Source organism: Arthrobacter sp. Hb9-2, assembly GCF_059091165.1.
In genome coordinates this window covers 42,639-66,584 of the sequence record NZ_JBNHGJ010000001.1, presented here as the reverse complement: position 1 = coordinate 66,584, position 23,946 = coordinate 42,639, and the positions used below count along the sequence as shown (strand labels likewise).

Annotated in this window: 26 protein-coding genes; 10 read left to right on the top strand and 16 right to left on the bottom strand. The window is 64.5% G+C overall.

Annotation, left to right across the window (positions count from 1 at the left end; genetic code table 11):
* Window positions 1-2 precede the first annotated feature (2 nt).
* The 3 genes from ruvC to pdxT are packed head-to-tail and all read right to left on the bottom strand — an operon-like array spanning window position 3 to window position 2,083.
* Entirely contained in the window at window positions 3-581 is a 579-nt protein-coding gene (ruvC, locus tag AC5RV1_RS00330; protein WP_493948842.1) for a crossover junction endodeoxyribonuclease RuvC, read from the bottom strand.
* A 32-nt stretch (window positions 582-613) separates the two neighbouring features.
* Entirely contained in the window at window positions 614-1,369 is a 756-nt protein-coding gene (locus tag AC5RV1_RS00325; protein WP_256249738.1) for a YebC/PmpR family DNA-binding transcriptional regulator, read from the bottom strand.
* A gap of 3 nt (window positions 1,370-1,372) precedes the next feature.
* A complete protein-coding gene (gene pdxT, locus AC5RV1_RS00320; RefSeq protein ID WP_493948843.1) occupies window positions 1,373-2,083 on the bottom strand; it encodes a pyridoxal 5'-phosphate synthase glutaminase subunit PdxT in 711 nt (236 codons plus the stop codon).
* Between the two features lie 91 nt (window positions 2,084-2,174).
* Between pdxT and AC5RV1_RS00315 the strand changes: the two genes are divergently transcribed.
* Together AC5RV1_RS00315 and AC5RV1_RS00310 are read left to right on the top strand one after the other, a co-directional pair.
* The gene (locus AC5RV1_RS00315; RefSeq protein ID WP_493948844.1) at window positions 2,175-3,467 is read left to right on the top strand and encodes a MurT ligase domain-containing protein; all 1,293 of its coding nucleotides are present in this window, start codon (window positions 2,175-2,177) and stop codon (window positions 3,465-3,467) included.
* Complete coding sequence (locus AC5RV1_RS00310) at window positions 3,464-4,225, top strand: type 1 glutamine amidotransferase (protein ID WP_493948845.1); 762 nt, start codon at window positions 3,464-3,466, stop codon at window positions 4,223-4,225. The genes AC5RV1_RS00315 and AC5RV1_RS00310 overlap by 4 nt, the downstream gene beginning before the upstream one ends.
* A gap of 52 nt (window positions 4,226-4,277) precedes the next feature.
* Here AC5RV1_RS00310 and AC5RV1_RS00305 read toward each other — a convergent pair whose 3' ends face one another.
* On the bottom strand, window positions 4,278-5,573 hold the full coding sequence (locus AC5RV1_RS00305) for a CapA family protein (protein WP_493993094.1): 1,296 nt from the start codon (window positions 5,571-5,573) through the stop codon (window positions 4,278-4,280).
* 76 nt (window positions 5,574-5,649) lie between these two features.
* Here AC5RV1_RS00305 and AC5RV1_RS00300 point away from each other — a divergent pair, with 76 nt between their 5' ends.
* Window positions 5,650-7,662, top strand: coding sequence for a M3 family metallopeptidase (locus tag AC5RV1_RS00300; RefSeq protein WP_493993093.1), 2,013 nt, complete (start codon window positions 5,650-5,652; stop codon window positions 7,660-7,662).
* A gap of 133 nt (window positions 7,663-7,795) precedes the next feature.
* On the opposite strand, the gene pdxS is transcribed toward AC5RV1_RS00300, so the two are convergent.
* From pdxS to AC5RV1_RS00270, 6 genes are all read right to left on the bottom strand, one after another.
* Entirely contained in the window at window positions 7,796-8,722 is a 927-nt protein-coding gene (gene pdxS / locus AC5RV1_RS00295; RefSeq protein WP_430225502.1) for a pyridoxal 5'-phosphate synthase lyase subunit PdxS, read from the bottom strand.
* A gap of 144 nt (window positions 8,723-8,866) precedes the next feature.
* Window positions 8,867-9,490, bottom strand: coding sequence for a phosphatidylinositol phosphate synthase (gene pgsA / locus AC5RV1_RS00290; protein ID WP_493993092.1), 624 nt, complete (start codon window positions 9,488-9,490; stop codon window positions 8,867-8,869).
* The gene (locus AC5RV1_RS00285) at window positions 9,480-10,067 is read right to left on the bottom strand and encodes an HIT family protein (protein ID WP_493993091.1); all 588 of its coding nucleotides are present in this window, start codon (window positions 10,065-10,067) and stop codon (window positions 9,480-9,482) included. Before AC5RV1_RS00285 ends, pgsA begins: the two co-directional genes overlap by 11 nt.
* A gap of 18 nt (window positions 10,068-10,085) precedes the next feature.
* Window positions 10,086-12,095: a threonine--tRNA ligase gene (gene thrS, locus AC5RV1_RS00280; protein ID WP_493948848.1), complete on the bottom strand. Its 2,010-nt coding sequence runs from the start codon at window positions 12,093-12,095 to the stop codon at window positions 10,086-10,088.
* Window positions 12,096-12,211: 116 nt separating this feature from the next.
* Window positions 12,212-15,700, bottom strand: a complete 3,489-nt coding sequence (locus AC5RV1_RS00275; protein WP_493993090.1) for a DNA polymerase III subunit alpha — start codon at window positions 15,698-15,700, stop codon at window positions 12,212-12,214.
* Complete coding sequence (locus AC5RV1_RS00270) at window positions 15,697-16,035, bottom strand: DUF6504 family protein (RefSeq protein ID WP_493948850.1); 339 nt, start codon at window positions 16,033-16,035, stop codon at window positions 15,697-15,699. Before AC5RV1_RS00270 ends, AC5RV1_RS00275 begins: the two co-directional genes overlap by 4 nt.
* Window positions 16,036-16,167: 132 nt before the next feature.
* On the opposite strand from AC5RV1_RS00270, the gene AC5RV1_RS00265 reads away from it, so the two are divergent.
* Window positions 16,168-16,557, top strand: a complete 390-nt coding sequence (locus AC5RV1_RS00265) for a hypothetical protein (RefSeq protein WP_493948851.1) — start codon at window positions 16,168-16,170, stop codon at window positions 16,555-16,557.
* Window positions 16,558-16,575: 18 nt separating this feature from the next.
* On the opposite strand, the gene AC5RV1_RS00260 is transcribed toward AC5RV1_RS00265, so the two are convergent.
* Window positions 16,576-16,896 carry a chorismate mutase gene (locus tag AC5RV1_RS00260; protein WP_256248964.1) on the bottom strand — a complete coding sequence of 107 codons (321 nt, stop codon included), beginning with the start codon at window positions 16,894-16,896 and terminating at the stop codon, window positions 16,576-16,578.
* 19 nt (window positions 16,897-16,915) lie between these two features.
* Here AC5RV1_RS00260 and AC5RV1_RS00255 point away from each other — a divergent pair, with 19 nt between their 5' ends.
* A complete protein-coding gene (locus AC5RV1_RS00255) occupies window positions 16,916-17,338 on the top strand; it encodes a VOC family protein (protein WP_493948852.1) in 423 nt (140 codons plus the stop codon).
* Between the two features lie 38 nt (window positions 17,339-17,376).
* Here AC5RV1_RS00255 and AC5RV1_RS00250 read toward each other — a convergent pair whose 3' ends face one another.
* Entirely contained in the window at window positions 17,377-18,138 is a 762-nt protein-coding gene (locus AC5RV1_RS00250) for an SOS response-associated peptidase (protein WP_493993089.1), read from the bottom strand.
* Between the two features lie 128 nt (window positions 18,139-18,266).
* Between AC5RV1_RS00250 and AC5RV1_RS00245 the strand changes: the two genes are divergently transcribed.
* Window positions 18,267-18,524 carry a mycoredoxin gene (locus tag AC5RV1_RS00245; RefSeq protein ID WP_493993088.1) on the top strand — a complete coding sequence of 86 codons (258 nt, stop codon included), beginning with the start codon at window positions 18,267-18,269 and terminating at the stop codon, window positions 18,522-18,524.
* Window positions 18,525-18,644: 120 nt separating this feature from the next.
* On the opposite strand, the gene AC5RV1_RS00240 is transcribed toward AC5RV1_RS00245, so the two are convergent.
* Window positions 18,645-19,391, bottom strand: coding sequence for a lipoate--protein ligase family protein (locus tag AC5RV1_RS00240; protein ID WP_493993254.1), 747 nt, complete (start codon window positions 19,389-19,391; stop codon window positions 18,645-18,647).
* A gap of 16 nt (window positions 19,392-19,407) precedes the next feature.
* Here AC5RV1_RS00240 and AC5RV1_RS00235 point away from each other — a divergent pair, with 16 nt between their 5' ends.
* A complete protein-coding gene (locus tag AC5RV1_RS00235; protein ID WP_493948854.1) occupies window positions 19,408-19,800 on the top strand; it encodes a DUF2177 family protein in 393 nt (130 codons plus the stop codon).
* A gap of 53 nt (window positions 19,801-19,853) precedes the next feature.
* Here AC5RV1_RS00235 and AC5RV1_RS00230 read toward each other — a convergent pair whose 3' ends face one another.
* Window positions 19,854-20,666, bottom strand: coding sequence for a thioesterase family protein (locus AC5RV1_RS00230; RefSeq protein WP_493993087.1), 813 nt, complete (start codon window positions 20,664-20,666; stop codon window positions 19,854-19,856).
* Window positions 20,667-20,836: 170 nt separating this feature from the next.
* On the opposite strand from AC5RV1_RS00230, the gene AC5RV1_RS00225 reads away from it, so the two are divergent.
* A complete protein-coding gene (locus AC5RV1_RS00225) occupies window positions 20,837-21,514 on the top strand; it encodes an endonuclease/exonuclease/phosphatase family protein (RefSeq protein WP_163163987.1) in 678 nt (225 codons plus the stop codon).
* A gap of 13 nt (window positions 21,515-21,527) precedes the next feature.
* On the opposite strand, the gene AC5RV1_RS00220 is transcribed toward AC5RV1_RS00225, so the two are convergent.
* Both AC5RV1_RS00220 and AC5RV1_RS00215 read right to left on the bottom strand, forming a co-directional pair.
* On the bottom strand, window positions 21,528-22,037 hold the full coding sequence (locus AC5RV1_RS00220) for an NUDIX domain-containing protein (protein WP_493993086.1): 510 nt from the start codon (window positions 22,035-22,037) through the stop codon (window positions 21,528-21,530).
* A 47-nt stretch (window positions 22,038-22,084) separates the two neighbouring features.
* Window positions 22,085-22,276, bottom strand: a complete 192-nt coding sequence (locus AC5RV1_RS00215) for a DUF1918 domain-containing protein (protein ID WP_493948857.1) — start codon at window positions 22,274-22,276, stop codon at window positions 22,085-22,087.
* A gap of 98 nt (window positions 22,277-22,374) precedes the next feature.
* On the opposite strand from AC5RV1_RS00215, the gene AC5RV1_RS00210 reads away from it, so the two are divergent.
* Complete coding sequence (locus AC5RV1_RS00210) at window positions 22,375-22,893, top strand: metallophosphoesterase family protein (protein WP_493993085.1); 519 nt, start codon at window positions 22,375-22,377, stop codon at window positions 22,891-22,893.
* Window positions 22,894-23,002: 109 nt separating this feature from the next.
* On the top strand, window positions 23,003-23,896 hold the full coding sequence (locus tag AC5RV1_RS00205; RefSeq protein ID WP_256248958.1) for a glucose 1-dehydrogenase: 894 nt from the start codon (window positions 23,003-23,005) through the stop codon (window positions 23,894-23,896).
* The last annotated feature ends 50 nt before the right edge of the window (window positions 23,897-23,946 follow it).

Sequence of the window (23,946 nt, the reverse complement as noted above, 5' to 3'; positions counted from 1 at the left end):
AATCAGCGTGCGCGCCGCACCTTCGCTTCGGCTTCAGCCCACGCTCTTTGGGCCGGCGTGAGCGAAGAACTGCCGGGCCCGGTGGTGGCAACGGCCGCGCCGCTGCCGGCGCGCCAGGCATGCGTGATGGCCAGCGCCAGGGCGTCCGCCGCGTCGGCCGGGCGCGGCGGCGCGTCCAGCCGCAGGATCTTGGTAACCAGCTTGGTCACCGCATCCTTGTTGGAGGATCCGCTGCCGGTAACTGCGGCTTTGACTTCCGACGGCGTGTGCAGTGCCACCGGGATCCCGCGCCGCGCGGCAGCGGCGATGACCACGCCGGACGCCTGGGCCACCCCCATCACGGTGCTGACGTTCAGCTGGGAGAAGACACGCTCGACGGCGAGCACCTGGGGCTCGTAACGGTCCAGCCATTCGTCGATTGCCAGCGCGATCACCAGGAGGCGCTGGTCCAGCGTTTCGTCCGGAGAGGTCCCGACCACCCCAACGGCCACCATGGTGGCACGCCTGTTCCGTTCGACGTCCACCACGCCGATGCCGCAGCGGGTCAGTCCGGGGTCAACCCCCAGTACGCGCAGCGTCACGGGCGTCCGGTTTCAGCATGCAAGGCCGGGCGTCACTCGGATTCCAGGGCAGCCTGGACTTCGTCGCTGAGGTCGGCGTTGCTGTAGACGTTCTGCACGTCGTCGAGGTCTTCGAGGGCGTCTGCGAGCTTCAGGAACTTGCGGGCGCCGTCGACGTCGAGTTCCACCTGCATGGAGGGGACAAACTCCACCTCGTCGGTGTCGTACTCGATGCCGGCTTCGTTGAGTGCCTCGCGGATGGCCTGCAGGTCACCCGGTTCGGAGTGGATCTCGAACGTTTCCCCGTTGTCCTTGACTTCCTCCGCGCCGGCGTCCAGGACTGCCATCAGGACGTCGTCCTCGCTGAGGCCGTTCTTGGGCAGGTTGACAACGCCTTTGCGGGCGAAGAGGTAGCTCACGGATCCGGGGTCGGCGATGGTGCCGCCGTTGCGTGAGATGGCCAGGCGCACCTCGGAGGCGGCACGGTTCTTGTTGTCCGTGAGGCACTCGACCAGCAGCGCGGAGCCCTGCGGGCCGCGGGCTTCGTACATAATTTCCGTGTAGTCAACCACTTCACCGGTGAGGCCGGCGCCGCGCTTGATGGCACGGTCGATGTTGTCGTTGGGGACCGAGGTCTTCTTCGCCTTGGTGACGGCAAGTTCCAGGCCGGGGTTGCCGGCGAGGTCCGGGCCGCCCATCCGGGCTGCAACTTCGATGTTCTTGATCAGCTTGGCGAACGACTTGGCGCGGCGGCTGTCAATGATCGCCTTCTTGTGCTTGGTCGTCGCCCATTTGGAGTGGCCTGACATGCTTTACGCTTCTCCTCTGATCATGCGGATAAAAAGTTCATGTACGCGTTTTTCCCCGGTCACTTCCGGATGGAAGGAGGTGGCCAGCAACTGGCCGGAACGCACTGCAACAATTCTAGCCGTCCCGGGCAGCGGGACCGCGTGGGAGGCGTGCTCCGGATCCGCCGGTTCCACCTGGGCAAGGATCTCCACGTCCGGGCCGACGCGTTCCACCCAGGGGCCCCGGATAAAGACGGCGTGGACCGGAGGAACACCGGTTTCGGTGGCGCTGAAATCGAGTCCCTTGAAGTCAAGGTCCGTTTCGAAGGACTCGCGCTGCCGGCCGAACGCGTTGCGCCGGACGGTGATATCAAGTCCGCCGAAGGTCTGTTGCGGAGCTCCGGCGAGGTCTGTGGCTGGATCAGCGATGTCCGCGGCGAGCAGGATCATGCCGGCACAGGAACCGTAAACGGGCAGGCCCTCTGCAATCCGCTCCCGAAGGGGTCCCGCGAGGTCGAAGGCGCGGGCGAGCTTGTCGATCGCGGTGGATTCACCGCCAGGAATGATCAGCCCGTCCAGGCCGTCCAGTTCCTTCGGACGGCGGATCCCGACGCCCTCGGCTCCGGTTGCTTCGATGGCATGGAGGTGCTCGCGGAAGTCACCTTGAAGCGCCAGCACGCCGATCCGCAAGCCCGAGCCCACGCGCGCGGAAGCAGCTGAAGGGGAATTTGTCATCCATCCAGCATACGGGGCGCGGCCTTCCCGACCGGCGCCGGAGACCCGCCCCGACGGCCCTTGCATGCCGTTGCTGGGATATATTCGAAGCATGCTCTACTTCAGTGTTCCGCTCGGCAAGCTGGTCCGCCGGGTGTCCCGGCTACGGGGCGGCGGCTCTGCCCTGCCCGGGCTGGTGGTCGAAAAAATCGATCCCGGCTTCATGCGGCGGACCCTCACCACGCTCCCCCACGGCGTGGCCGTGGTCAGCGGTACCAACGGCAAAACAACCACCACCAAAATGGTGGTGGAGCTGCTGGAGAGCCAGGGGCTGAAGGTTTTCACCAACCGCACCGGCAGTAACTTCACGAGGGGCGTCGCCGCCGCACTGCTGGGTGAAGTGGACTGGCGGGGCCGGCTCGATGCCGACGTCGCCGTCCTGGAGCTCGACGAGGCCCACGCCGTGCACTTCGTCAACAGCGTCCCGCCCCGTTACTGCCTGCTCCTGAACGTCCTCCGCGACCAGCTGGACCGGTTCGGTGAGATCGACAAGACGGCCCAGCTGCTCCAGCACATCGCCGCCAAGACCACCGGAACAGTGGTGCTGAACCGGGAGGACCCCCGCGTCGCCAGGATCGCCAGCACCCTGACCGGGCAGGACGTCAAGTACTTCGGCCTGGACGATTCGCTGCTGGGCACCTTCCCCAACGACGACGACATGCGCGCCGCTCCCGGAAGTCCCGCTCCGGCGGGCCTTCCCGAGAAGCCTGCCGCCGACGTCGTCCTCCGCAAAGTGGGTGCGGACACCGCCGAATTTGAGTACGACGGCGTCACGGTCACCACCGGGATGAAGCTTCGCGGCGTCTACAACATCTTCAATGCGGCGGCGGCACTGACCCTGGCCCGCAGCATTTGCGGCGGTGGCGCAGCCACCGCCGACCACGACACCCTGCTGGCCGCACTCGCCCAGGTTGCGCCTGCCTTCGGCCGCGGGGAAAGCCTCACGGTCGATGGGCAGCCCCTTGACCTGGTCCTGGTCAAGAACCCCAGCGGGTTCCGGCTTGGCTTGAAGTCCTTCCCCGCCCGCGGCTATGCCACCATGATTGCCATCAACGACAACTACGCCGATGGCCGGGACATGTCCTGGCTGTGGGATGTGGAATTCGACTCCCTGCGAGAGGGCGGAGTGGACCAGCTCACCGGCTCCCGCGCCTACGACATGGCCTTGCGCCTGCAGTACGACGACGTGCGGATCGGCGGGGTCGAGCCCGAGATTACGCCTGCCCTTGCCTCCTTTATTAGGGAAGCCCAGGGCAAGCCGAAGCGCATCTTCTGCACCTACACAGCCATGCTGGCCATCCGCCGCGAGCTGTCCAAAATCACCACCGTGGAGGTTGTCTCTTGAGCCAGTCAGGCGCGGATCCTGCAACGGATAGCTCCGCGAGCAAGGGCACCATCCGGATAGTCCAGCTCTACCCCCGCGACATGAACATCTACGGCGACTGGGGCAACGCCCTGGTCCTTCAGCAACGCATCAGATGGCACGGTTACACCCCGGAACTGCTCGAATACAACGTTGGTGATCCCTTCCCAAAGGACGTGGACATCATCGTGGGCGGCGGCGGCCAGGACAGCGGCCAGCTGGTCATCCAGGACGACCTGCAGGCACGTGCGGGAGCGCTGAAGGACCTGGCTGAGGACGGCGCGCCGATGCTGGTCATCTGCGGGCTGTACCAGCTTTTCGGACGGTTCTTCAAAACGCGCACCGGAGCAGTAATTCCCGGCATCGGCATTCTTGACGTGGAAACCCACGGCACTGAGGAGCGCCTGATCGGCAACGTCAAGGTGGCTACGCCCGAGTTCGGCGAGGTGCTGGGTTACGAGAACCACAGCGGGCAGACCACGCTCGGCAACGGGGTGCGGCCGCTCGGCACGGTAGCCAAAGGGACAGGAAACAACAGCAGCGACGGCCACGAAGGTGCCCGGTACCGCAACATCGTGGCGAGCTACCTGCACGGGTCGTTGCTGCCGAAGAATCCAGCCATTGCCGACTTCCTGATCCGGACGGCGGCCGAGCGGAAGTACGGCACATTCCAGCCCGGCCACCCGGATGACCATTACGCGGAACTGGCGAGGGAACACGCGGCGCGCCGCCCGCGCTGACTGGCACAGCGTCGAGCGGCCGACGGCGGCCCGCACCTTTTGGCGGTCAGGCTTAGGGTTCGCGGGTTATCAGGAGTTCGTGGGCACCCGCTGCCCCCGCACCGCGGGATTCCACCACCGTGCTGGTCCGCTGCCTGGTGGCGATGTCCTCCTCGGGACCGGCACACTGTCCCTGCGGCGCATCAGCGGCGACGGAACACCAGCGGTACGGGTCGCGGACAATCACCGATGGCGCCCACGCCAGGTCTGTGGCCGACCACTTTCCTGACACGTCCTGGCCAAACTGCGCCCTCACCAGCAGGCCCTCGTTATTGACCACGTACCAGGGAGACAGCTCCGTGACGCCGTTGCCCAGGCCGTACACAATCCAGGTGCCTTTGTAGTTTTCGATGGGCAGCACCGAGTGGGTGTGGTGGCCATAGACCAGGTTGAACTGCCGGCTGTCCACCAGGGCACGCGCCACCTCCTCCTGCTGGGCGTTCGGTTCGCTGGCGTACTCATCACCCGCGTGCATGGCGGCCAGGACAATGTCCGCCCCCAACGTCCTTGCCTTTTCGGCCTTGGCAATCATGGATGCGGTGTCCAGCATGTCCACCTGCCAGGGATATTCAGGGACCAGTCCGTTGAGCCCGTACGTGGCTTGGATAATGGCGACTTTTGCTGCCGCCGTCTGCATGATGAGGATGCCGTGGGATTCGCTTTCAGTCCGGTAGGAGCCTGTGTGTTTAAGGCCGGCAGCATCCAGGGCGTCCAGGGTGCGCAGCAGCCCGTCGGTGCCACGGTCAATGGTGTGGTTGCTGGCGGTGGTGCAGGCCTGGTACCCCACGTCCTTGGACGCGGTGATGATCTGGGGCGGAACATTGAACGACGGGTACGCAGAAAACGGACCGTCCGGGCCGGCCACCGGCGTCTCCTGGTGGCAGATGGCGAGGTCGCTGTTGGTGATGTACCTGCGTTGCCCTTCCAGGAGTGGCCCAAAATCCATGCCCGGCTTGCCGGCGGCTGCGGCGTCCTGCTGCGCCTGTTGCCAGAGTTGGGTGTGGATCAACATGTCGCCGGTGACCAGCACGGTGGTGCACCGGACCATTGGGCAGGCCGGGCCCTTACCCGGCGTGGGCGTGGGTGTGGGTCTAGGTGTGGCTGTGGGGCTAGGGGCAGGACCGGTGTCCGTGAGCGACGCGATGCCCGAACCCGGACTCTGTGGAGCAGACTCCGCCGTCCGCAGCGGCTGCCCGTCCTGTTCCGCCACGAGGCCGCAGCCTGCCAGCACAGCAGCCGCGACCAAGGCCACTGTCGTGGACCCGGCACGCGAGGCAGCACCTCGCCAGGTAATCCCCATAGCGGTCATTCTAGGCAACGCCCACGGACGCCACGAGCATTTGAGGGACGTTGAGAAGGTGCGGCCTGTGTGGAAGATTTACCTCATGACAAACCCCCTGCTCACTCCGAGCATGCTCCCGTTCGCACTGCCCCCGTTCGTGGACATAGAGGCATCCCACTATGCCCAGGCGGCTGAGGCAGGATTCGCGGAGCACTTGGCCGAAGTCCAGGCGATCGCGGAGAACAGTGACCCCGCCACGTTTGAGAACACGGCAGTGGCGATGGAACGCTCCGGCCAATTGCTCCAAAGGGCTGCTGCGGCGTTCTTCACCCTGGTCTCTGCCGACGCGTCTGACGAAATCCGGGACCTGGAAACCCAGCTTTCACCGCGCTTTGCAGCCCACCAGGACGAAGTGTTCCTGAACCGGGCCCTGTTCGAGCGCTTCGCTGCCATCGATTCAACGGGTCTTGACCGGGAGTCGGCACGTCTGGTGGATGAGTATCTGAAGGAGTTCCGGCAGACAGGCATTCAGCTGGACGGTCCCGGGCAGGAGCGGCTGCGGGAGCTCAATGCCGAGCTCTCCAGGTTGGGAACCGAATTCGGCCAGCGGGTCAAGGAGGGGATGAAGTCCGCGGCCCTGCTGCTGGAGGACCCCGCAGACCTGGCAGGGTTGCCGGCCGACGACATGGCCGCCGCCGCAGAAGCAGCTCGTGCGGCCGGCCATGAGGGGAAGTTCCTCCTGACGCTGATCCAGCCCACCAACCAGCCGGCCCTCGCCGCTTTGGAGAACCGCGACGTCCGGCGGCGGCTGTTTGAAGCCTCCGTGGCCCGCGGGAGCAGCGGCGGAAACCTCGACGTGCTCGAACTCGCCAGGTCCATGGCCGCCCTGCGCGCCGAAAAAGCTTCGCTGCTGGGCTTCGCCAACTACGCCGAACTGGTGGTGGACCGGCAGACAGCACCGGATTTCGAGTCGGTGCAGTCGATGCTGAACCGCATGGCCCCGGCCGCGGTCCGCAATGCGGACCGCGAGGCCGCGGCTCTGTCGGAGGCAGCCGGGCGCGCTTTGGAGCCCTGGGACTGGGCGTTCTACTCCGCGAAGGTCCGGCGGGAAAAGTACGACGTGGACGAGCAGGCCCTCCGGCCCTATTTCGAACTGGACAGGGTCCTGGCCGACGGCGTCTTCTTCGCTGCCACATCCCTCTACGGCATTACCTTCCACGAACGGAAGGATCTCTCCGGTTACCACCCCGACGTGCGGGTCTGGGAGGTCCGGAATGAGGACGGCAGCGCCCTCGGGCTGTTCCTCGGCGATTACTACACCCGTGAATCCAAGCGCGGCGGGGCCTGGATGAACTCCCTGGTGGAACAGTCTGAACTGCTCGGTACCAAGCCAGTGGTCATCAACAACCTAAACATCTCCAAGCCGCCCGCAGGCGAACCGACGCTGCTGACGTTGGATGAGTTGCGGACCACGTTCCATGAGTTCGGGCATGCCCTGCACGGGCTGTTCTCCAATGTCACCTATCCGCGGTTTTCCGGCACCTCGGTTCCGCGCGATTTTGTGGAGTACCCGTCCCAGGTCAACGAGATGTGGATCATGTGGCCGGAGGTGCTGGCCAACTACGCGAAGCACTACGCCACCGGCGAGCCGCTTACCCAGGAAATCGTGGACAAACTGAACGAATCACGGCTCTGGGGTGAGGGCTTTGCCACTACCGAATACCTGGGGGCGGCGCTGCTGGACCTGGCCTGGCATGTCCTGGGGAGCAGCGAAATCCCCGAGGATGCACTGGCGTTCGAGGACAAGGCCCTGGCGGCTGCCGGAATCGCCCATGCGCTGATTCCGCCGCGCTACCGCACGGGATACTTCCAGCACGTCTTCGCGGGGGCCGGCTACGCGGCCGGCTACTACTCGTACATCTGGAGCGAAGTGCTGGACGCCGAGACGGTGGACTGGTTTACCGAAAAAGGCGGCCTCACCCGGGCTAACGGTGCCTGTTTCCGGCAGGAGCTCCTGTCCCGGGGAAACAGCCGCGACCCACTCGAGTCCTTCCGCACCCTCCGCGGCCGCGAAGCAAAACTGGAGCCCCTGCTGAAGCGCCGAGGCCTGGAGTAAACCTCCCCAAGCCCAAAAAGTACGACGCCGGTCCCCCACCAGAGAAAGTTGGGGAACCGGCGTCGTACATAAAGACGCAAGGCGACCGCTTAGCGACGCCCGGCGCCCCAAAGGCGACCAAAGAGGGCGGAAATTACCAGCCGCGCTCAGCCAGGCGGTGCGGCTGAGGGATCTCGTCGACGTTGATGCCCACCATGGCCTCGCCCAGGCCGCGGGAAGCCTTGGCGATAACGTCGGGGTCGTCGAAGAAGGTGGTGGCCTTAACGACGGCGGCGGCGCGCTGGGCGGGGTTGCCGGACTTGAAGATGCCCGAACCGACGAACACACCGTCGGCGCCGAGCTGCATCATCATGGCAGCGTCGGCGGGGGTGGCGATGCCGCCGGCGGTGAACAGGACCACGGGAAGCTTGCCGGCAGCGGCAACTTCCTTGACCAGTTCGTACGGGGCCTGCAGTTCCTTCGCCGCAACGTACAGCTCGTCCTCGGGCAGGGCTGCGAGCTTGGCGATCTCGGAACGGATCTGGCGCATGTGGCCGGTGGCGTTGGAGACATCACCGGTGCCGGCCTCGCCCTTGGAGCGGATCATCGCCGCGCCCTCGTTGATGCGGCGCAGCGCCTCACCGAGGTTGGTGGCGCCGCAGACAAAGGGAACGGTGAAGTTCCACTTGTCGATGTGGTTGACGTAGTCGGCCGGGGTCAGGACCTCGGACTCGTCAATGTAGTCCACGCCGAGGGACTGCAGGACCTGGGCTTCGACGAAGTGACCGATCCGGGCCTTGGCCATGACCGGCACGGACACGGCGTCGATGATCTTGTCGATCATGTCCGGATCGGACATGCGGGAGACGCCGCCCTGGGCGCGGATATCGGCCGGAACGCGTTCCAGCGCCATTACTGCAACGGCACCGGCGTCTTCGGCGATGCGGGCCTGTTCGACGTTGACGACGTCCATGATGACGCCGCCCTTGAGCATCTCAGCCATGCCCCGCTTCACACGGCTGCTGCCCGTGACGCTGTTCGCGGACGAACCGGCTTCGCTGCTTACATCAGGTGTAGACACAAAAACCCCTATGGGTAGATAGATGACCTTCGCCGGGGTGCAGGGCGGCACGGAGATGCCATATGTACACACACCGGGTTGCCGGATCCATTGATCGGGCAGTCCTAATACTAGTCTTACCGCGCCCGGCCGGCTTAATTCGTGTTAATCGGCAGGCGATGGTTCAGCGAGTGCCTGGCGGCGTACGGACACCATGCGCTGGATCACGGTGATGAGGCTGGCGAGGGCGAGCAGGATCAGTGTCACCAGCAGCACCACGTGCGGCAGCCCAAGGCCGGTGAATCCGGTCACCACCAGCACGGAAACAAGGCGTTCAGCGCGTTCTGCTATACCGATGTTGGCCGTGAACCCCAGCGACTCCGCCTTTGCCCTGGCGTAGGAGACCACCATGCCAAGGACAAGGCAGACGGTAGCGGCCATGGCGATCGGAACATTCGCGCCGCCGGTGAAGAACCAGACGGCCAGGCCGGCGAAAAGGGCGCCGTCGGCGATCCGGTCCAGGGTGGAGTCGAGGAAGTTGCCCCAACGGCTGCCCACCGCCTGCATCCTGGCCATGATGCCGTCCAGGACGTCGGAGAAGATGAACGCGGTGATGAACAGTGTTCCCCACCAGAGCTGGCCCAGCGGGTAGAAGACGAGGGCTCCCACCACCACACCGGCGGTACCGATGATGGTCACGGCGTCCGGTGAGACGCCGATTCGAAGGAGCCAGCGGGCGAGCGGGGTGAACAGCGCGGTGAAGAACCCGCGGGCGTGCTTATTCAGCATCCGTCTCCCCGGGCCAGGCGTCGGCGACCTGCTGGCGGACCTCGTCAAGGGTCTGCGTGATCGCCTTGGTCTGGGCGATGATGGGGAAGAAATTCCCGTCACCGCCCCAGCGCGGAACAATGTGCTGGTGCAGGTGCGCGGCAATGCCCGCTCCGCCCACCACGCCCTGGTTCATCCCCAGGTTGAATCCGCCCGGGTTCGCTACTTTCCGCAGCACCCGCATGGCGGTCTGGGTCAGCTCGGCGAACTCCGCCGTCTCCTCGACGGTGAGGTCCGTGTAGTCGGGAATATGGCGGTAGGGACAGACCAGGAGGTGCCCCGGATTGTAGGGAAAAAGGTTCAGCACCACGTAGCAGGTCTTTCCCCGGTAGACGATCAGCGCATCTTCATCGGTCCTTGCCGGTCCGACACAGAAGGGACAGTCGTTTTCGTTCTTGAACTGGTGCTGGCCGCCCTTGATGTAAGCCATGCGGTGCGGAGTCCACAGGCGCTGGAAGGCGTCCGGGACACCGGCGAGGTCAAAGTCGTCGGTTACGCCGGCATCGCTTGGATATCCTGCGTCTGTGTTCTCCTGCACGGTGCTGTTCCGTTTCCGCTAGCTGGTCCGGTTACGGACGGCTTCCGTGATCCGCTTGACTGCCTCTGCCACGGGCACGCCGTTGTCCTGGCTGCCGTCACGGAACCGGAACGACACTGCGCCTGCCTCGGCGTCGTCGCCGCCGGCGATCAGCACAAACGGGATCTTGTCCTTGCTGGCAGTGCGGATCTTCTTCGGGAACCTGTCCGACGACGTATCCACCTCGGCCCGGATGCCGGCCGCCTTAAGCTGATCAACGACGTCGAACATGTACTCGTTGAACGTCTCCGCCACCGGGATGCCCACCACCTGGACCGGGGCGAGCCACGCCGGGAAGGCGCCGGCGTAGTGCTCGGTCAGCACGCCCATGAACCGCTCCACCGACCCGAAAAGCGCACGGTGGATCATAACGGGACGCTGGCGGCTGCCGTCGGCGGCCTGGAACTCGAGTTCGAACCGTTCGGGCAGGTTGAAGTCCAGCTGAATGGTGGACATCTGCCAGGTGCGGCCCAGAGCGTCCTTTGCCTGGACGGAGATCTTGGGGCCGTAGAAGGCAGCTCCACCCGGATCCGGTACGAGTTCAAGACCTGATTCCTGTGCCACTTCGGCGAGGGTCCGGGTGGCTTCCTCCCAGGTGGCGTCGTCACCGACGTACTTTTCCGGGTCTTTGGTGGACAGTTCCAGGTAGAAGTCGTTGAGCCCGTAGTCCTTGAGCAGGTCAAGGACGAAGGTCAACGTCTTGGTGAGTTCGTCCTTCATCTGCTCGCGGGTGCAGTAAATGTGGGCGTCGTCCTGTGTCATGCCGCGCACGCGGGTGAGGCCGTGCACCACGCCGGACTTCTCGTACCGGTAGACCGAGCCAAATTCGAACAGGCGCAGGGGCAGCTCACGGTAGGAGCGTCCGCGGGACCGGAAGATGAGGTTGTGCATGGGGCAGTTCATAGGCTTCAGGTAGTAGTCCTGCGCCGGCTTGCGGATGGAGCCGTCGGCGTTGAGCTCTTCATCGACGCGCATCGCCGGGAACATGCCTTCTTTGTACCAGTCCAGGTGGCCCGAGACCTCGTACAGGTGGCCCTTGGTGATGTGCGGCGTGTAGACGAACTCGTAGCCGGCTTCAACGTGGCGCTGCCGCGAGTAGTCCTCCATCTCCTTGCGGATGATGCCGCCCTTGGGGTGGAACACCGGCAGGCCGGAACCGAGCTCGTCCGGGAAGGAGAACAGGTCCAGCTCAGAGCCCAGCTTGCGGTGGTCGCGGCGTTCGGCCTCTGCCAGCCGTTCCTGGTAGGCCTTCAGCGCGTCCTTGGTGGGCCAGGCCGTGCCGTAGATCCGCTGCAGTTGCTGGTTTTTCTGGTTTCCCAGCCAGTATGCGGAGGATGATCGGGTGAGGGCGAAGGCGTTGGAAATCATCTTGGTGTTGGGCAGGTGCGGACCGCGGCAGAGATCGCACCAGACGGTGGTGCCTTCCTTGCGCTCAACGTTGTCATAGATGGTGATGTCGCCGGCGCCCACCTCGACGTTGACGCCTTCACCGGCTTCGGCGGCTTCGTTTTTCTTGCCCAGGAGTTCGAGCTTGTAGGGCTCGTTTTTCATGGCTTCGCGGGCCTCGTCTTCGGAGACCACACGCCGGACGAACTTCTGGTTCTGGTTGACGATCTTGAGCATCATTTTTTCGAGGGTTTTGAGGTCCTCGGGGGTGAAGGGCTCGGCCACGTCAAAATCGAAGTAGAAACCGTCGGCGATGTACGGGCCGATGCCCAGCTTGGCATCGGGGCGCAGTTGCTGGACCGCCTGGGCCATCACGTGGGCGGTGGAGTGGCGGAGCACATTCAGTCCGTCGGGGGAATCGATGGTGACGCCTTCGACGTCGGCACCTTCCGGAAGTTCCTGGTCAAGGTCCTTCAGTTCGCCGTTGACGCGGGCAACAACAACATCACGGCGCTCAAAGAAGAGTTCCGCACCGGTTGTCCCGGTAGTCACCTTGGTCTCTTCGCCATCGACGAGAAGGGTGATCTGCTGGGCATCTGACACGGGTGTCTCCTATTCAAAGTTGAGGCTTCATAGCTTGTGGCGTACGGGGACCACAGCCAGCCATCGTCAATGCTATCGGTTCAGCAAAGGGCCGACCAACGCGGCGCACGGCAGGCTCAGCCGTTAAATCCCGTGATGGCCAGACTCCGGTTGATTCCATCCAGGGGGTGAGGGCCGTCCGGTGCACCGGTGTCCGAAGGTGAAAATGGCAGGGTTTCAGTTCGGCTCAGGTCCCAGGCCATGCTTGCGCTCAGGCTGATTCCCCGCGGGCCTGTCCTGCGTGTGGTGCCGCGAATCAGCAGCAGCCTGGTCCCGAACAGGAGCAGGCCGGCGTTTTCCTGGGCTTCGTGGAAGAAGACAGAATCAATACAGCCGGTGCCGTCGTCAATGCTGATGAACACCACCCTCCTGCCGCCGCGCATGGGAGGCGTCTGGGTGGCTACCCTCACTCCGGCCACCAGTACTTCAGTTCCGTTGCGTAAGCCCAGGAGCTTGTCTGCCGTCGTCACTCCCAATCTGTCCAGCATTGGCCGGTGGCTGTCCATCAGGTGGCTGCTGACGTCCACCGCCATCAAATCCAGCTCCGCCCGTACGTTTTCGATCAGGGTAGGTTCAGGGAGGCCGGGCTTGACGTTGCGCAGTTCCACATCTCCCAGGGGCAGGGACAGCTGCCCCTCGAGAACCTCGACGCCTTTCCGCGTACTGCCTGAGTTCTGAAGCTGCTGCAGGTGCTGGACCAGGTCTGCCCGGTTCGCCACCCCGCCCGCCTCGCGGTGCAGGGAATCAAAAGCACCAAGCTGGGCCAGGCGTTTGATACTGGGCTTGCTAAGCCGCGAGCGCGCACGGAGGTCTGCAAGGGAGTCATAAGGCTGGCCTGCCACAATCCTCTTCAATTCTGTGGCAGACAGCCCATAGATACCGTTCAGGCTCAGCCTGATTCCCAGTTTTCCCGCATCGGGCCCCTGCCGGACCCGCTCCACCCTGTATTCGCCCTTGCTGCGGTTGATATCCAGGGGAAGGATGGGAATGCCCAGCCTCCTGGCTTCGGCCACCAGCAATCTTTTGGGGTACATGCCGGGATCGTGTTCCCAGAGTCCGGCCAGGAAGGCTTCGGGATGGTGCGCCTTCAACCAGGCCGACTGGTAGGTGGGCACGGCGAAAGCCGCACCGTGGGCCTTGCAGAAGCCGAAGCTGCCAAAAGCCTTCAGGGTCCCCCAGACGTTGTCCACTACCTCCGGCGAATAGCCTTTCTTCCGGGCTTCCCTGCGGAAGAACTCCTCAACACCCAACTCCAGCACTTCATTGCCCAGTGCACGCCGGAATTCGTCTGCCCGGGCCAGGCCGCAGCCGGTCATCACGTTGAACGTTTTTAGGATCTGCTCATGGAAAACGGTCACCCCATGGGTTTCCGCCAGCACAGGTTTCAGGTCCGGGTGGGGGTACACCTCGGGGGCGAAACCGTGCCGGTGTTCCAGGAAGGGCCGGACCATGTCCGACTTCATGGGCCCGGGGCGGAAAAGCGAAATGTCGATGATGAGGTCGTTGAACTCCCGCGGCGCCATTTTGCCGATCAGCTCGCGCTGCCCGGGAGACTCGATCTGGAAGCAACCGAGGGTGTGCGTGCTCCTGATGAGTTCAAAGGTGGGTTCATCATCCAGCGGTATGGCGTTGAGGTCTATCTGCCCGTTTTCTGCAATGTAATCCGGGCCGGTTCCGTCCTGCCCGGCAGGATGGGCCCCGGCAGCCACCACTTCCTGTTTTGAGGGATGGATCCGGATGATTTCCCGGACTGCGAATGCCATGGCGCTTTGCATCCTGACGCCCAGGACATCCAGCTTGAGCATGCCCATGGGGTCCATATCGTGTTTGTCGAACTGGCTCATGGGCAGCCCCAGGCCGCTGGGCTGGACGGGTGTCCTGTCCAGCAGGGTTGCGTCCCCAAGGATCACACCACAGGGATGCATTGAAATATGCCGCGGCAGCCGGTCAAGGCGTTCCGTCAGGTCCACCAGCAGGTCCAGCTGCTGGTTCCCGTGGGTCTCCCGCTGCTCCACCCGGCCGGCAAACTCCCTCAGTTCCGGCTTTTCCTGCAGCGCCTCGCGGAACTTCCGGGCGGAAAACCGCCATAGCTGTTTGGCGATGTCCCCAATGTCGCCATCATCCATTCCCAATGCCATGCCGGCATCCCGCACTGCACCTCTTGCCCGGTAACCGTTCTGCATGCTCATCAGCGTGACCCGCTCCGCGCCGAAGCGCTCGAAGATGCGCCGGTAGACGTTGTGCCGTTCGGCGCTTTCGACATCGATATCGATATCCGGCAGGGTGGCGCGATCCCGGGACAGGAAGCGCTCGAAGATCAGGTCATGCTGCAGAGGGTTTACCTGGCTGACATCGATCAGGTAGTTCACCAGGCTGGAAGCTCCCGACCCGCGGGCCGCTGCCCTTACCCCCATGTCCTGGATCATGCGTGAAACTTCGGCGACGGTGAGGAAGTAGGAGGAGAAGCCCAGGTTCCGGATGATCCCCAGTTCATGGTCAAGGCGTTTCCGCATTTCCTTTTCCCGGCTGCCGTGGATTCCCGGGAACCGCCGCCCGATTCCCGCCTCGCAGCGCTGCACCAGTTCAACGTGCGGGTCCTGGCTGATCCCGATGACAGAAGCCTCCGGCACCACTGGCTGCTTCCAGCCCATGTCGGTTTCGGGGTTTATCCTGCAGAGATCGGCGAGCGCCTCGGTCTGCGCCATGAGCTGTTTAAGGTCCTGGGCACCGTAACCCGCTGCCGCGATGATTTCCTTGCCCAGTTGCAGCATGTGGGCGGCGGACTTCAACCAGCCCTGGCCGTTGGGCTGCAGCAGTGGTTCCTGGGCCAGTTCCGGCAGCGATTTCAGGGTCCGTGCTGAATCCAGCACGTCAGCGGTGGCGGCGCCGTCCTCCGCGCAGTACCTGACGGCGTTGCTGAGGATTGCCGGAACGTTGTGCTCCGCCGCGAGCTTGAGCATCCGGACGGCATGCGAGGTGCTCAGGGGCGCCCCCGGTGCGCTGAGCTGGGAAACGATCTCGGCCACCACTGTTCCGCGGGGCATGGCCTCGAGCCATTGTTTAAAAAGGGTCCGCGGGCGCAGGTACCGGCGGCCGCCCATCGCACGCCCGACGTCGGAGTCCGGCCCAAGGAGCACCATCAGCACTGGTTTGAGGGTCTGGGGGTCCAGAGTGCGGGAGGCAAGCTCTGCCCTGGTCACTGCCACTGGAATGGTTCCGCCGGATTTTCCCGAGGTGCGGGCATGGGCATCTGACACCAGCCGGCACAAAGCACGGTACCCAGCCCCGTTGTTGTTGCCGCGGGCGAGCACCACCACGCGGCCGGCCAGCTGGGTGCGGTGATCGCCATCGTCGTCATACACCGCCAGGTCCACCCCGACGATGGGATCAATACCTGCTGTCATGCACGCCTTGAGGTGCTTGATGGTTCCGTACAGGCCATCGCGGTCAGTGCAGGCGAGCGCGGTTGCGCCGTCGGCAGCAGCAGCCTGCGCCAGTTCATCAGGCCAGGAAACGCCATAGTGGGCACTGAATGCGGTGGAGACGTGGAGATGGGTGAAACTCATGCTGTTCGTGGGCGCAAGGCGTCGTGGATGCGCAGGAGCCGCCAGCGGCCGCTGCGGATATGGCGGGTGAGGTCAAGGGTGAGCGCCTCGTCCTGCTCCTTGGCCGTGCCGGAACCTGCAGCGGACGGGAGCACCTGGACCCGCCAGATTTCGTGGTCAACAAGCCCGGGCCCGCTCCCCAGCGGGGCACGGCTTTCTTCCGCCCACCACTGGCGGCGTTCGTACCAGCGCACCGGTTCAGCGCAGACGGAATAGGACCGTCCTGCCCATTGAAGGCTCACGGGCTGGCCGTCAGGGTTGCAGGCAACAACCACGGATTCGCTGAACATCGCCATGGGCACCTCCCGACAGGCCAAAGAAACAAGAAGAATTCGAATATGTGTTCGAATGCTTCCAGTCTAAGCCAGCGGCAGGACAAATCCTAGGCGGGGGTGGACGGACCGATCGGCAGGGAGCAGGATTGGTCCATGAGCACCCATGACGCACTCCTCAAGCAGGTCAGCATCAAAGCCCAGGACTCCACACTCGTGGCCACCTTCGACATCGACGGCAACATCCCCGGTTCCGGTGCCTACGTGGTGGGGCTTGTGGCTGCCACCCCGGACTACTCCTCGCAGCGGCGGCTGGGCATTGAATTCATGAACGGGGAGGCAATCGCCTTTTTCTCGTTTAACCACGAACAGAGCACGGAAGAGAACTACGATCTTTCAGGCGTGACCCATTCCGGAAACACCATCACCGGCCACTTCCCGCTCGCAGCAATCAACGGACTCGGCAAAGGGCACGTGATGACCGGCTTCAGCGAAGCGGACGGCCGGGAATTCCAGTCCGGAGTTCCGGTGGAGGAAAACCTTTAACAGCTGGGCAGAAACCGCTCAGCTGTTCTCTTTGTGGACCCGGAGTTCGAGTTCGATGAACCCTGAGATCATGGCCCGGTAGGTGGACTCCACGATGTCCGGATCGATGGCCTTCTTCTCAGCGGCGGAGCGGACGTGCTCGATGACCCGCTCCACGCGGCCAGGCGCACGGACCTCGGCGTCGTCGCCCTTGAGCGTTCCGGCGATCCGGATCAGCCGCTCCCGGCGTGCAATGAGGGTGACAATCTGGTCATCCACCTCGTCAACGGCAACCCGGACGGCAGCGAGCTGTTCCTTGTCGGCCAGGGCGTCTCTATCGTTCCCTTGAATTGTTGCCATCCTCTGACAGTATCGAACCATGCAACCCAGAGTCGACTTCATTTCACTGGGCGTCCGCAGCGTCCCGGCGTCCCGCTCCTTCTATGTGGACGGCCTTGGCTGGCCCGTCAAGCGCGAGTTTCCGGGGGACGTGGTGTTCATCCAGGTGAACCATGGCCTGGTGCTGTCCCTGTGGGACGTCCGCCAGATGCAAGCTGACGCCGGTGTCGGCGCGCCGGGCCCCGTCCCCTGCATCACGCTCAGCCACAACCTCCCCAGCACAGGAGACGTTGACCGGGTCATGGCAGAAGCTGCCGCAGCGGGAGCGGACATCATCGCCGAGCCCATCACCCAGCCGTGGGGCGGCTATAGCGGCTACTTCGCAGACCCGGACGGCTTCCGCTGGGAAGTGGCGTACAACCCCACGTGGACGGTGGATGACGCCGGGTCGGTCACCGTTTAGCCCGCCGGCAAAGCCGTCCGGGCTGCTATGGGTAACGCCTAGAAAAGTGCTTCCACCGGGCGGATCAGTTCAGGGCCGTTGTTGCGGACGTTGCCCACGTCCTTTCCCACTGAATCCACGTGCCAGTCCGAAGCCACGTCCTTGACCCGCGACCGCACCAGGTCAACCAGCCCCGCGGCGTCGTCGGCCTCCGGGTCGAGCCAGGCCTGCATCGTGGACTTGTCCATCGGCAGCGGCACGCGGTCATGCAGTGCGGTCAGCTTGCCGAAGACAGTTGATTCGCTGCCGGGTGGTGGGGTGTCAGTCGTCAGGATTGACGTGGACAGCATCCAGCCGCCGGGCTCCCCCGCCGGCCAGGCCGGATCCTTCCACCACTCATAGAGCCCGGCAAAAACCAGGCCACGGCCCTCGCCCGGATGTACGTAGTAGGGCTGCTTCCCTTTCCCCGGCCCCTGCTTCCATTCGTAGTAACCGTCTGCGGGCACAGCGCACCGGCGTGACTGGATGGCCTTCCGGAACGCGGGCTTCTCCAGCACCGATTCACTCCGGGCGTTGATCATCCGCGAGCCGATACCCGGGTCCTTCGCCCAGGAGGGAACCAGTCCCCACCGCGCCACGTGCAGCTGGCGCACCTGCTTGCGCTCCGGGCCCTCATCGATCAGCCGCTCCAGGACGATGGGAACGTCATCAGTTGGCGCGACATTCCACGACGGCGGGATGGCCACCTCCTCCTCAAGCTCGGCGTCGAACTCAGCCAGGAGGTCCCCCACGGCACGTGCCATCACATAGCGTCCACACATGGCTCCAGCATGCCATCGGCGGCAGGAGCTGTCATCCGGGGGCGGCCAGGGGCGCAGTTGCCGGGAATAGCGGACTGCACGTTACCGTTGTCAGGAATGAACCCGTAAGCGACACGTAGGAGAAATCCGTGGACTTCACCCCCGAAACCGGCACCATCACCATGTTTTCCACCACCTGGTGCGGCTACTGCAACCGGCTGAAGAAGCAGCTGGACGCGCAGGGCATAGGCTACACCGAGATCAACATCGAGGAAGTGGACGGTACGGCAGAACTGGTGGAGCAGCTGAACGGCGGCAACCGCACGGTGCCCACGGTCCTGTTTTCGGACGGCACCGCGGCTACCAACCCTTCCGCTGCCGAGGTCAAGAACCGCCTCGCAGCGTAGCCGGGAAGCCGGCCAGAGGGCCGGCAGCCCAGGCACCCGCCGTCGGAGGCGTGTGATAACCAGAACGGGACCAGCATTTCGGTGCTGGTCCCGTTTTGTGTACCTGCCATACCCGCCCGGTCATGCCCCCAGGCTGCTGAAGGCAGCGCTCGTGAGTGTGGCATGGCCCGCATAGGTTGCCAGCAGCGCGTCCTCCACCGCTGCGACGTCCACTCCCGGCACAAGATCATTGACGGCTCCGGCCGTGGCGGGGTCCCACTCCAGCCCCAATGCTGCGTAACTGTCGGTGAGGACCTTGCGGATGGGGGCGGAGTTTTCCACCACGATGACGGAGCTGAATAGCCAGCCTCCTGCCACCACGCGCTGGGCAGTGCCCACCAGCTTGATCCGGGAGCCGGTTGTCCGGTCCGTGCCGTGCACACTGTATTCCCCGGGGCAGTACTCACCCGGGATCTCCCCCACGGCCGCGTGCACTCCTATGCTGCGCAGCGTTTCAGCGAACAGCTCACCAAAATATCCGAACCGGCTTTTCGATCCTGCAATGGAATCTGCGTCCGGTTCGATGTGGTCCACCACGAGGGTTCCCTGGTGGTAGGCAGCAGCGCGCCCTCCCGCCCTGCGGACCAGCGGTTCGAAACCGTTGTCACGGCAGGCCTGGGCTGCTGCTTCGAAGCCAGGCAGCCGGGTGTCCCGCTGCCCGAATGCCACTGTGGGGGCAGGGCGGTACAGCCGCAACATGGGGCCGATGTCCCCCGTCCTTGCCTTGGCCAGGAGCTCCAGGCCAAATTCCAGGTCACGGGCGGCACCCAGCGACGCCTCCTGCCGCACTACTGTCAGCGTGCGGGGTCCCGGTCCGGCGTGATGCATGTTGCTAAGCTCCCCTATGGTCATCTTGCAATTCCTCGTTGTCGCCGCAGCATTCGCAGTAATTGACGCCGTCTGGCTCAAGCTGATGAACCCGTTCTACCGGAGCCACATCGGCGATCTGCTGGCGGACAAGCCAAACCTAGGGTACGCGGTTGCCTTCTACGTCATTTACATCGCCGGAATTGTGTTCTTTGCCCTCCGGCCCGCGATCGACGGCGGCAGCTGGCTTACGGCATTGGGCTACGGTGCGGCGCTGGGTGCCTTCGCCTACGCCACCTACGACCTGACCAACGCGGCAACACTCAAGGTGTGGCCGTTGCAGCTGATTGTGGTGGACATGCTCTGGGGCGCTGCTCTGACCGGGCTGTCCACCCTCGCCGGATGGCTTGTCTTCCAAGGCCGGGGCTGAACCCGGCCCGGGCCGGACTTAACGTCCCGCATGGAGTCACGCCGGCGCAGCCGTCACGTCCTGCGCACGGTCAGGATCTGCTCCGCCCTGCCGAAGGGGCCCTGGAGGTCGTGCAGCACCGTTGAGGTGAGGCCGATTCCGTCCCCGCCAAAGGAGACCGCGTTGTCCAGCCCCAGCCATTCCCCTTCGGGGCGGCGGTACATGTGGATCTGCAGGTCCAGGTTGGGGAACGCGTAGCTGTCCGCGCCCGGAGGTACCCGCGCAGCGATGCCGTTGGCGGTGTCCACCAGCCCCATCAGCCGCGCGAGGTCGCCGCTGTCTTCGCGGTCTTCGCGGTCTGACAGGGGATGGTCCGTGCGCAGCCACACCTTGCCGGCCCCGGGCCGGTGCCCTTCCGCCACCCGCATCTCAAGGGAGCGGATGTAGCCGCCCGGCCATACTGACGCTCCGTCGTACGGCTTGCATTCGTCGGGCCCGGGAATGGCGGTGTCTTCCACCGCGGCCACCTCGGAGGTATCACTGGTGACCAGCCGCCAGGCGGTGGCACGGATCGCTGTCCGGCCGCCTGCCACCAGCTCGGCCTGCAGCAGTTCGATGGTCCTGCCAGGCCGCAGCGTGGTGGTCTCGATGTGGAATTCGCCGCCGGGGATCAGGCCCAGGATCTCGAAGCTGAGCCGGGCCATCCGCATGTCCGTCCGCGGCTGGTGCCGTTCGAGGCTGTCGGCCATCAGCCCGGAGGCCGGCGCCATGTGCTGCTCGTGGACGTTCCAGGCGCCCTGGGCGTGGATGGTGGAGCGGAAACGGCCATCACCCAGGGACCGGTAATAGAAGTTTCCCTCAGCCAGTTCAGGCAGATCAGCAGTCAACGGGTGCCCTTCGAAGGAGATGTCAGTGAATTGCCAATAACTCTATCGTTTTGCTCCGGGACCGCCGCCAGGAGCTGCCATCCGACGCGGCGAAATGTTGGAGCCTGGGGGCCGTCATCTGGGTAGACTCAGGAACTGGTCCTGTCAGCAACCCTCGGAAGAGGTGTTCCATGCGCGTCATCAGCTACAACCTCCGCAAGCACAAGGCAAGCGGTGAACTCCTTGCCCTGGCACGGAACCACGATATTGATGCGCTCTGCCTCCAGGAGGTGGATTCCAGCGACCTGCCGGAGACCCTGGGCCCGCTTCACCTCGCGGACGCCACCAAGGGAAACCGGCTCGGGCTGGCCATTTACTACCGCACCAGCCGGTTCACGGCCCTGGACACCCAGTCGTTCGCATTGAAGAAGTCCATGCATGACCGCGTGCTGGCACCGGCCCACGAACGGCTCATCGGTACCCGCGTGATGGACAACGAGACCCAGCACGAACTGGTGATCGGTTCCTTCCACGCCGCACCCCTGACCGCCTCCAACTCGCTGCGGCGGAAGCAGATCCACGCCGCCCATGCCGAACTCCTGAGTATGGGCAAAGGCCTGATGACGCTGATGGTGGGCGATTTCAACTACCCGTTCTTCACCAAGAACCTGCACGTGCACATGAAGAACTCGGGGTATGCGCTCTCGCTGAGCAACCGCCGCACGTACACCCGCTACAAGGTGTTCAAGGGCCACTTCGACTTCGCCACGTCGTTGGGGCTGGACATCACGAGCGTGGAGACCCTCCCGCGCGGCAACTCGGACCACCTGCCCATCCTGGTCCACGCCGAATACGGCCCGGACTACTGACCGGCGTACTGGGCTAAGCGCCGGAAACGAGCCGGTCCCGCAGGTCCGGCCACGCCGCCGCGAAACCGGGATGCAGCTCCTTGCTCTCCACGTCAGCCAGCGGAATCCACAGCAGTTCAATGCTCTCGGGATCGCTGATGACCGGATCAAATGGCTCTGTCACCAGTAGCACCACCGTGGTGTAGGACCAGTAACCCAGGTCCAGCACCGAGGTGAAGAGCACGTCCACGCTCTCCGGCGGCACGGCGGCCTCTTCAAAGGCCTCACGCAACGCGCCCACAACAGCGTCCTCGCCTTTGTGGAGCGCTCCGCCGGGCAGTCCCCAGGTTCCGCCGTTGTGGCTCCAGACGGCGCGGTGCTGCAGGAGCACTCCCTTGGCAGGGTCGAAGGCGAGCACCCCGGCCGCGCCGAACCTGCCCCAGTACCGGCCGTGTTCCCCGTCCACCCAGGCGTCACCGGGATCGCGCGGGCCGGTACGGACAGGCGGCGTGGAGGACGGCGTTGAAGCCAGTGAGTGATCCATCGCTCCAGTCTGACAGGTGCACCGGAGCCGGCGCATCACCTGCGGCGCTAGTGCACGTTGCCGCGTTCGACGGCGAAATCACCGCCGGGGTACATGATGGTTTCGTGGCCGTCGTCAAAGCGGACCAGGTAGGGCGGCGTTCCGCCCTGCCCGCGCACTTCGAGAATTACGCCGTGCCGGTCTGTAGACCCGACGGTCCTTCCGTGAACAATAATCCTGTCGCCCTGTGCAGCCTCCATGGCTATCACCTCCAGCCCCAGATTACGACTGCCCAACATGATGAACAATGCCAAAGGAAGGCACCGACGGAAACGGCTCGGCATGGCAGGATTTCCCCATGCCGCTGAACCTTCTCCTGGTCGCCGATACCCATGTTCCCAAGCGCGCCAAGGCACTCCCTGCGCAGTTGTGGGCCGCCGTCGAAAGCGCCGATGTGGTGTTCCACGCCGGCGACTGGGTGACGGCTGAACTGTTGGACCAGCTTGAGGACCGGAGCAGCCGCCTTATTGGGGTCTACGGCAATAACGACGGTCCTGACCTGCGGCGCCGGCTGCCTGAAACGGCCACCGCCACGTTCGAGGGTGTCCGCTTCGCCATGGTGCACGAGACCGGACAGGCGAAGGGCCGGGAAGCGCGGTGCGAGGCACTTTATCCGGACGCCGACGTGCTGGTCTTCGGTCACAGCCACATCCCGTGGGACAGCACCTCCCCTGGAGGGCTGCGGTTGCTGAACCCGGGCTCCCCCACAGACCGGCGCCGCCAGCCTGCCTGCACGTTCATGACAGCGGTCGTGGACTCGGGAACCATCAGGGATGTCAGGTTGGTGGAGGTAAGCCGGGACTCGAAACCCTACTGAACCACTAGTGGAATGCGGGTTGGCAGGGACAGGCTGAAGTGCCTAGGCTTGGAACGGTAAGCATGCTTAGTTTTACCGTGTTCCACCCCTACCCAACAGGAGGACCACCATGACAGACCAGTACACCTTCCGCGATCCCGTGACCGCGTACGGGAAGATCTCTCCCCCCGAGCAGCACCAGCCCGAGCCGGGCCTGGACGCTGAGCTGGAGCCCAAAGCGGACCTCGGCGAGAACACCTACCGCGGGACCGGCCGGCTGGAAGGCAGGAAGGCAATAGTGACGGGCGCGGACTCCGGGATCGGGGCGGCCACTGCCATCGCCTTCGCCCGCGAGGGGGCCGACGTCGTCCTGTCCTACCTGCCGGAGGAGGAAGAGGACGCAGCCCGCATCGCGGGGCTCATCGAGGCCGCCGGGCGCAAGGCCGTCAAGGTCCCAGGGGACCTGAAGGACCCCAACGTCTGCCGTGAAGTGGTTGATACCGCAGTGGCCGTGCTGGGCGGGGTGGACATCCTGGTGAACAACGCCGGCAAGCAGGTGGCGCAGGAGGAGCTGACCGCCATCACGGACGAGCAGTTCGACCACACCCTTAAAACTAATGTGTACGCGATGTTCTGGCTGACCAAGGCTGCCCTCCCACACATGCCGGCAGGATCGACCATCATCAACACCACGTCCATCCAGGCCTACAACCCGTCCCCCACGCTGCTGGACTACGCCACCACCAAGGGCAGCATCAATAACTTCACCAAGGGGCTGGCCCAGCAGCTCGCGCCGAAGGGCATCCGCGTCAACGCCGTAGCGCCAGGGCCCATCTGGACGCCGCTGCAGGTAAGCAGCGGCCAGCCCAAGGAGGAACTGCCGGAGTTCGGCCAGTCCACCCCCCTGGGCCGGGCGGGCCAGCCGGCAGAGCTCGCCCCGGCGTATGTTTTCCTGGCATCGCCGGAGTCCAGCTACGTCATCGGGGAAACGCTGAACGTCAACGGCGGCAGCCCCTCGCCGTAGCGTTGAGTTACACCACGTGAGCCCGACGGCGGTACCTTGCGCAATTGCGC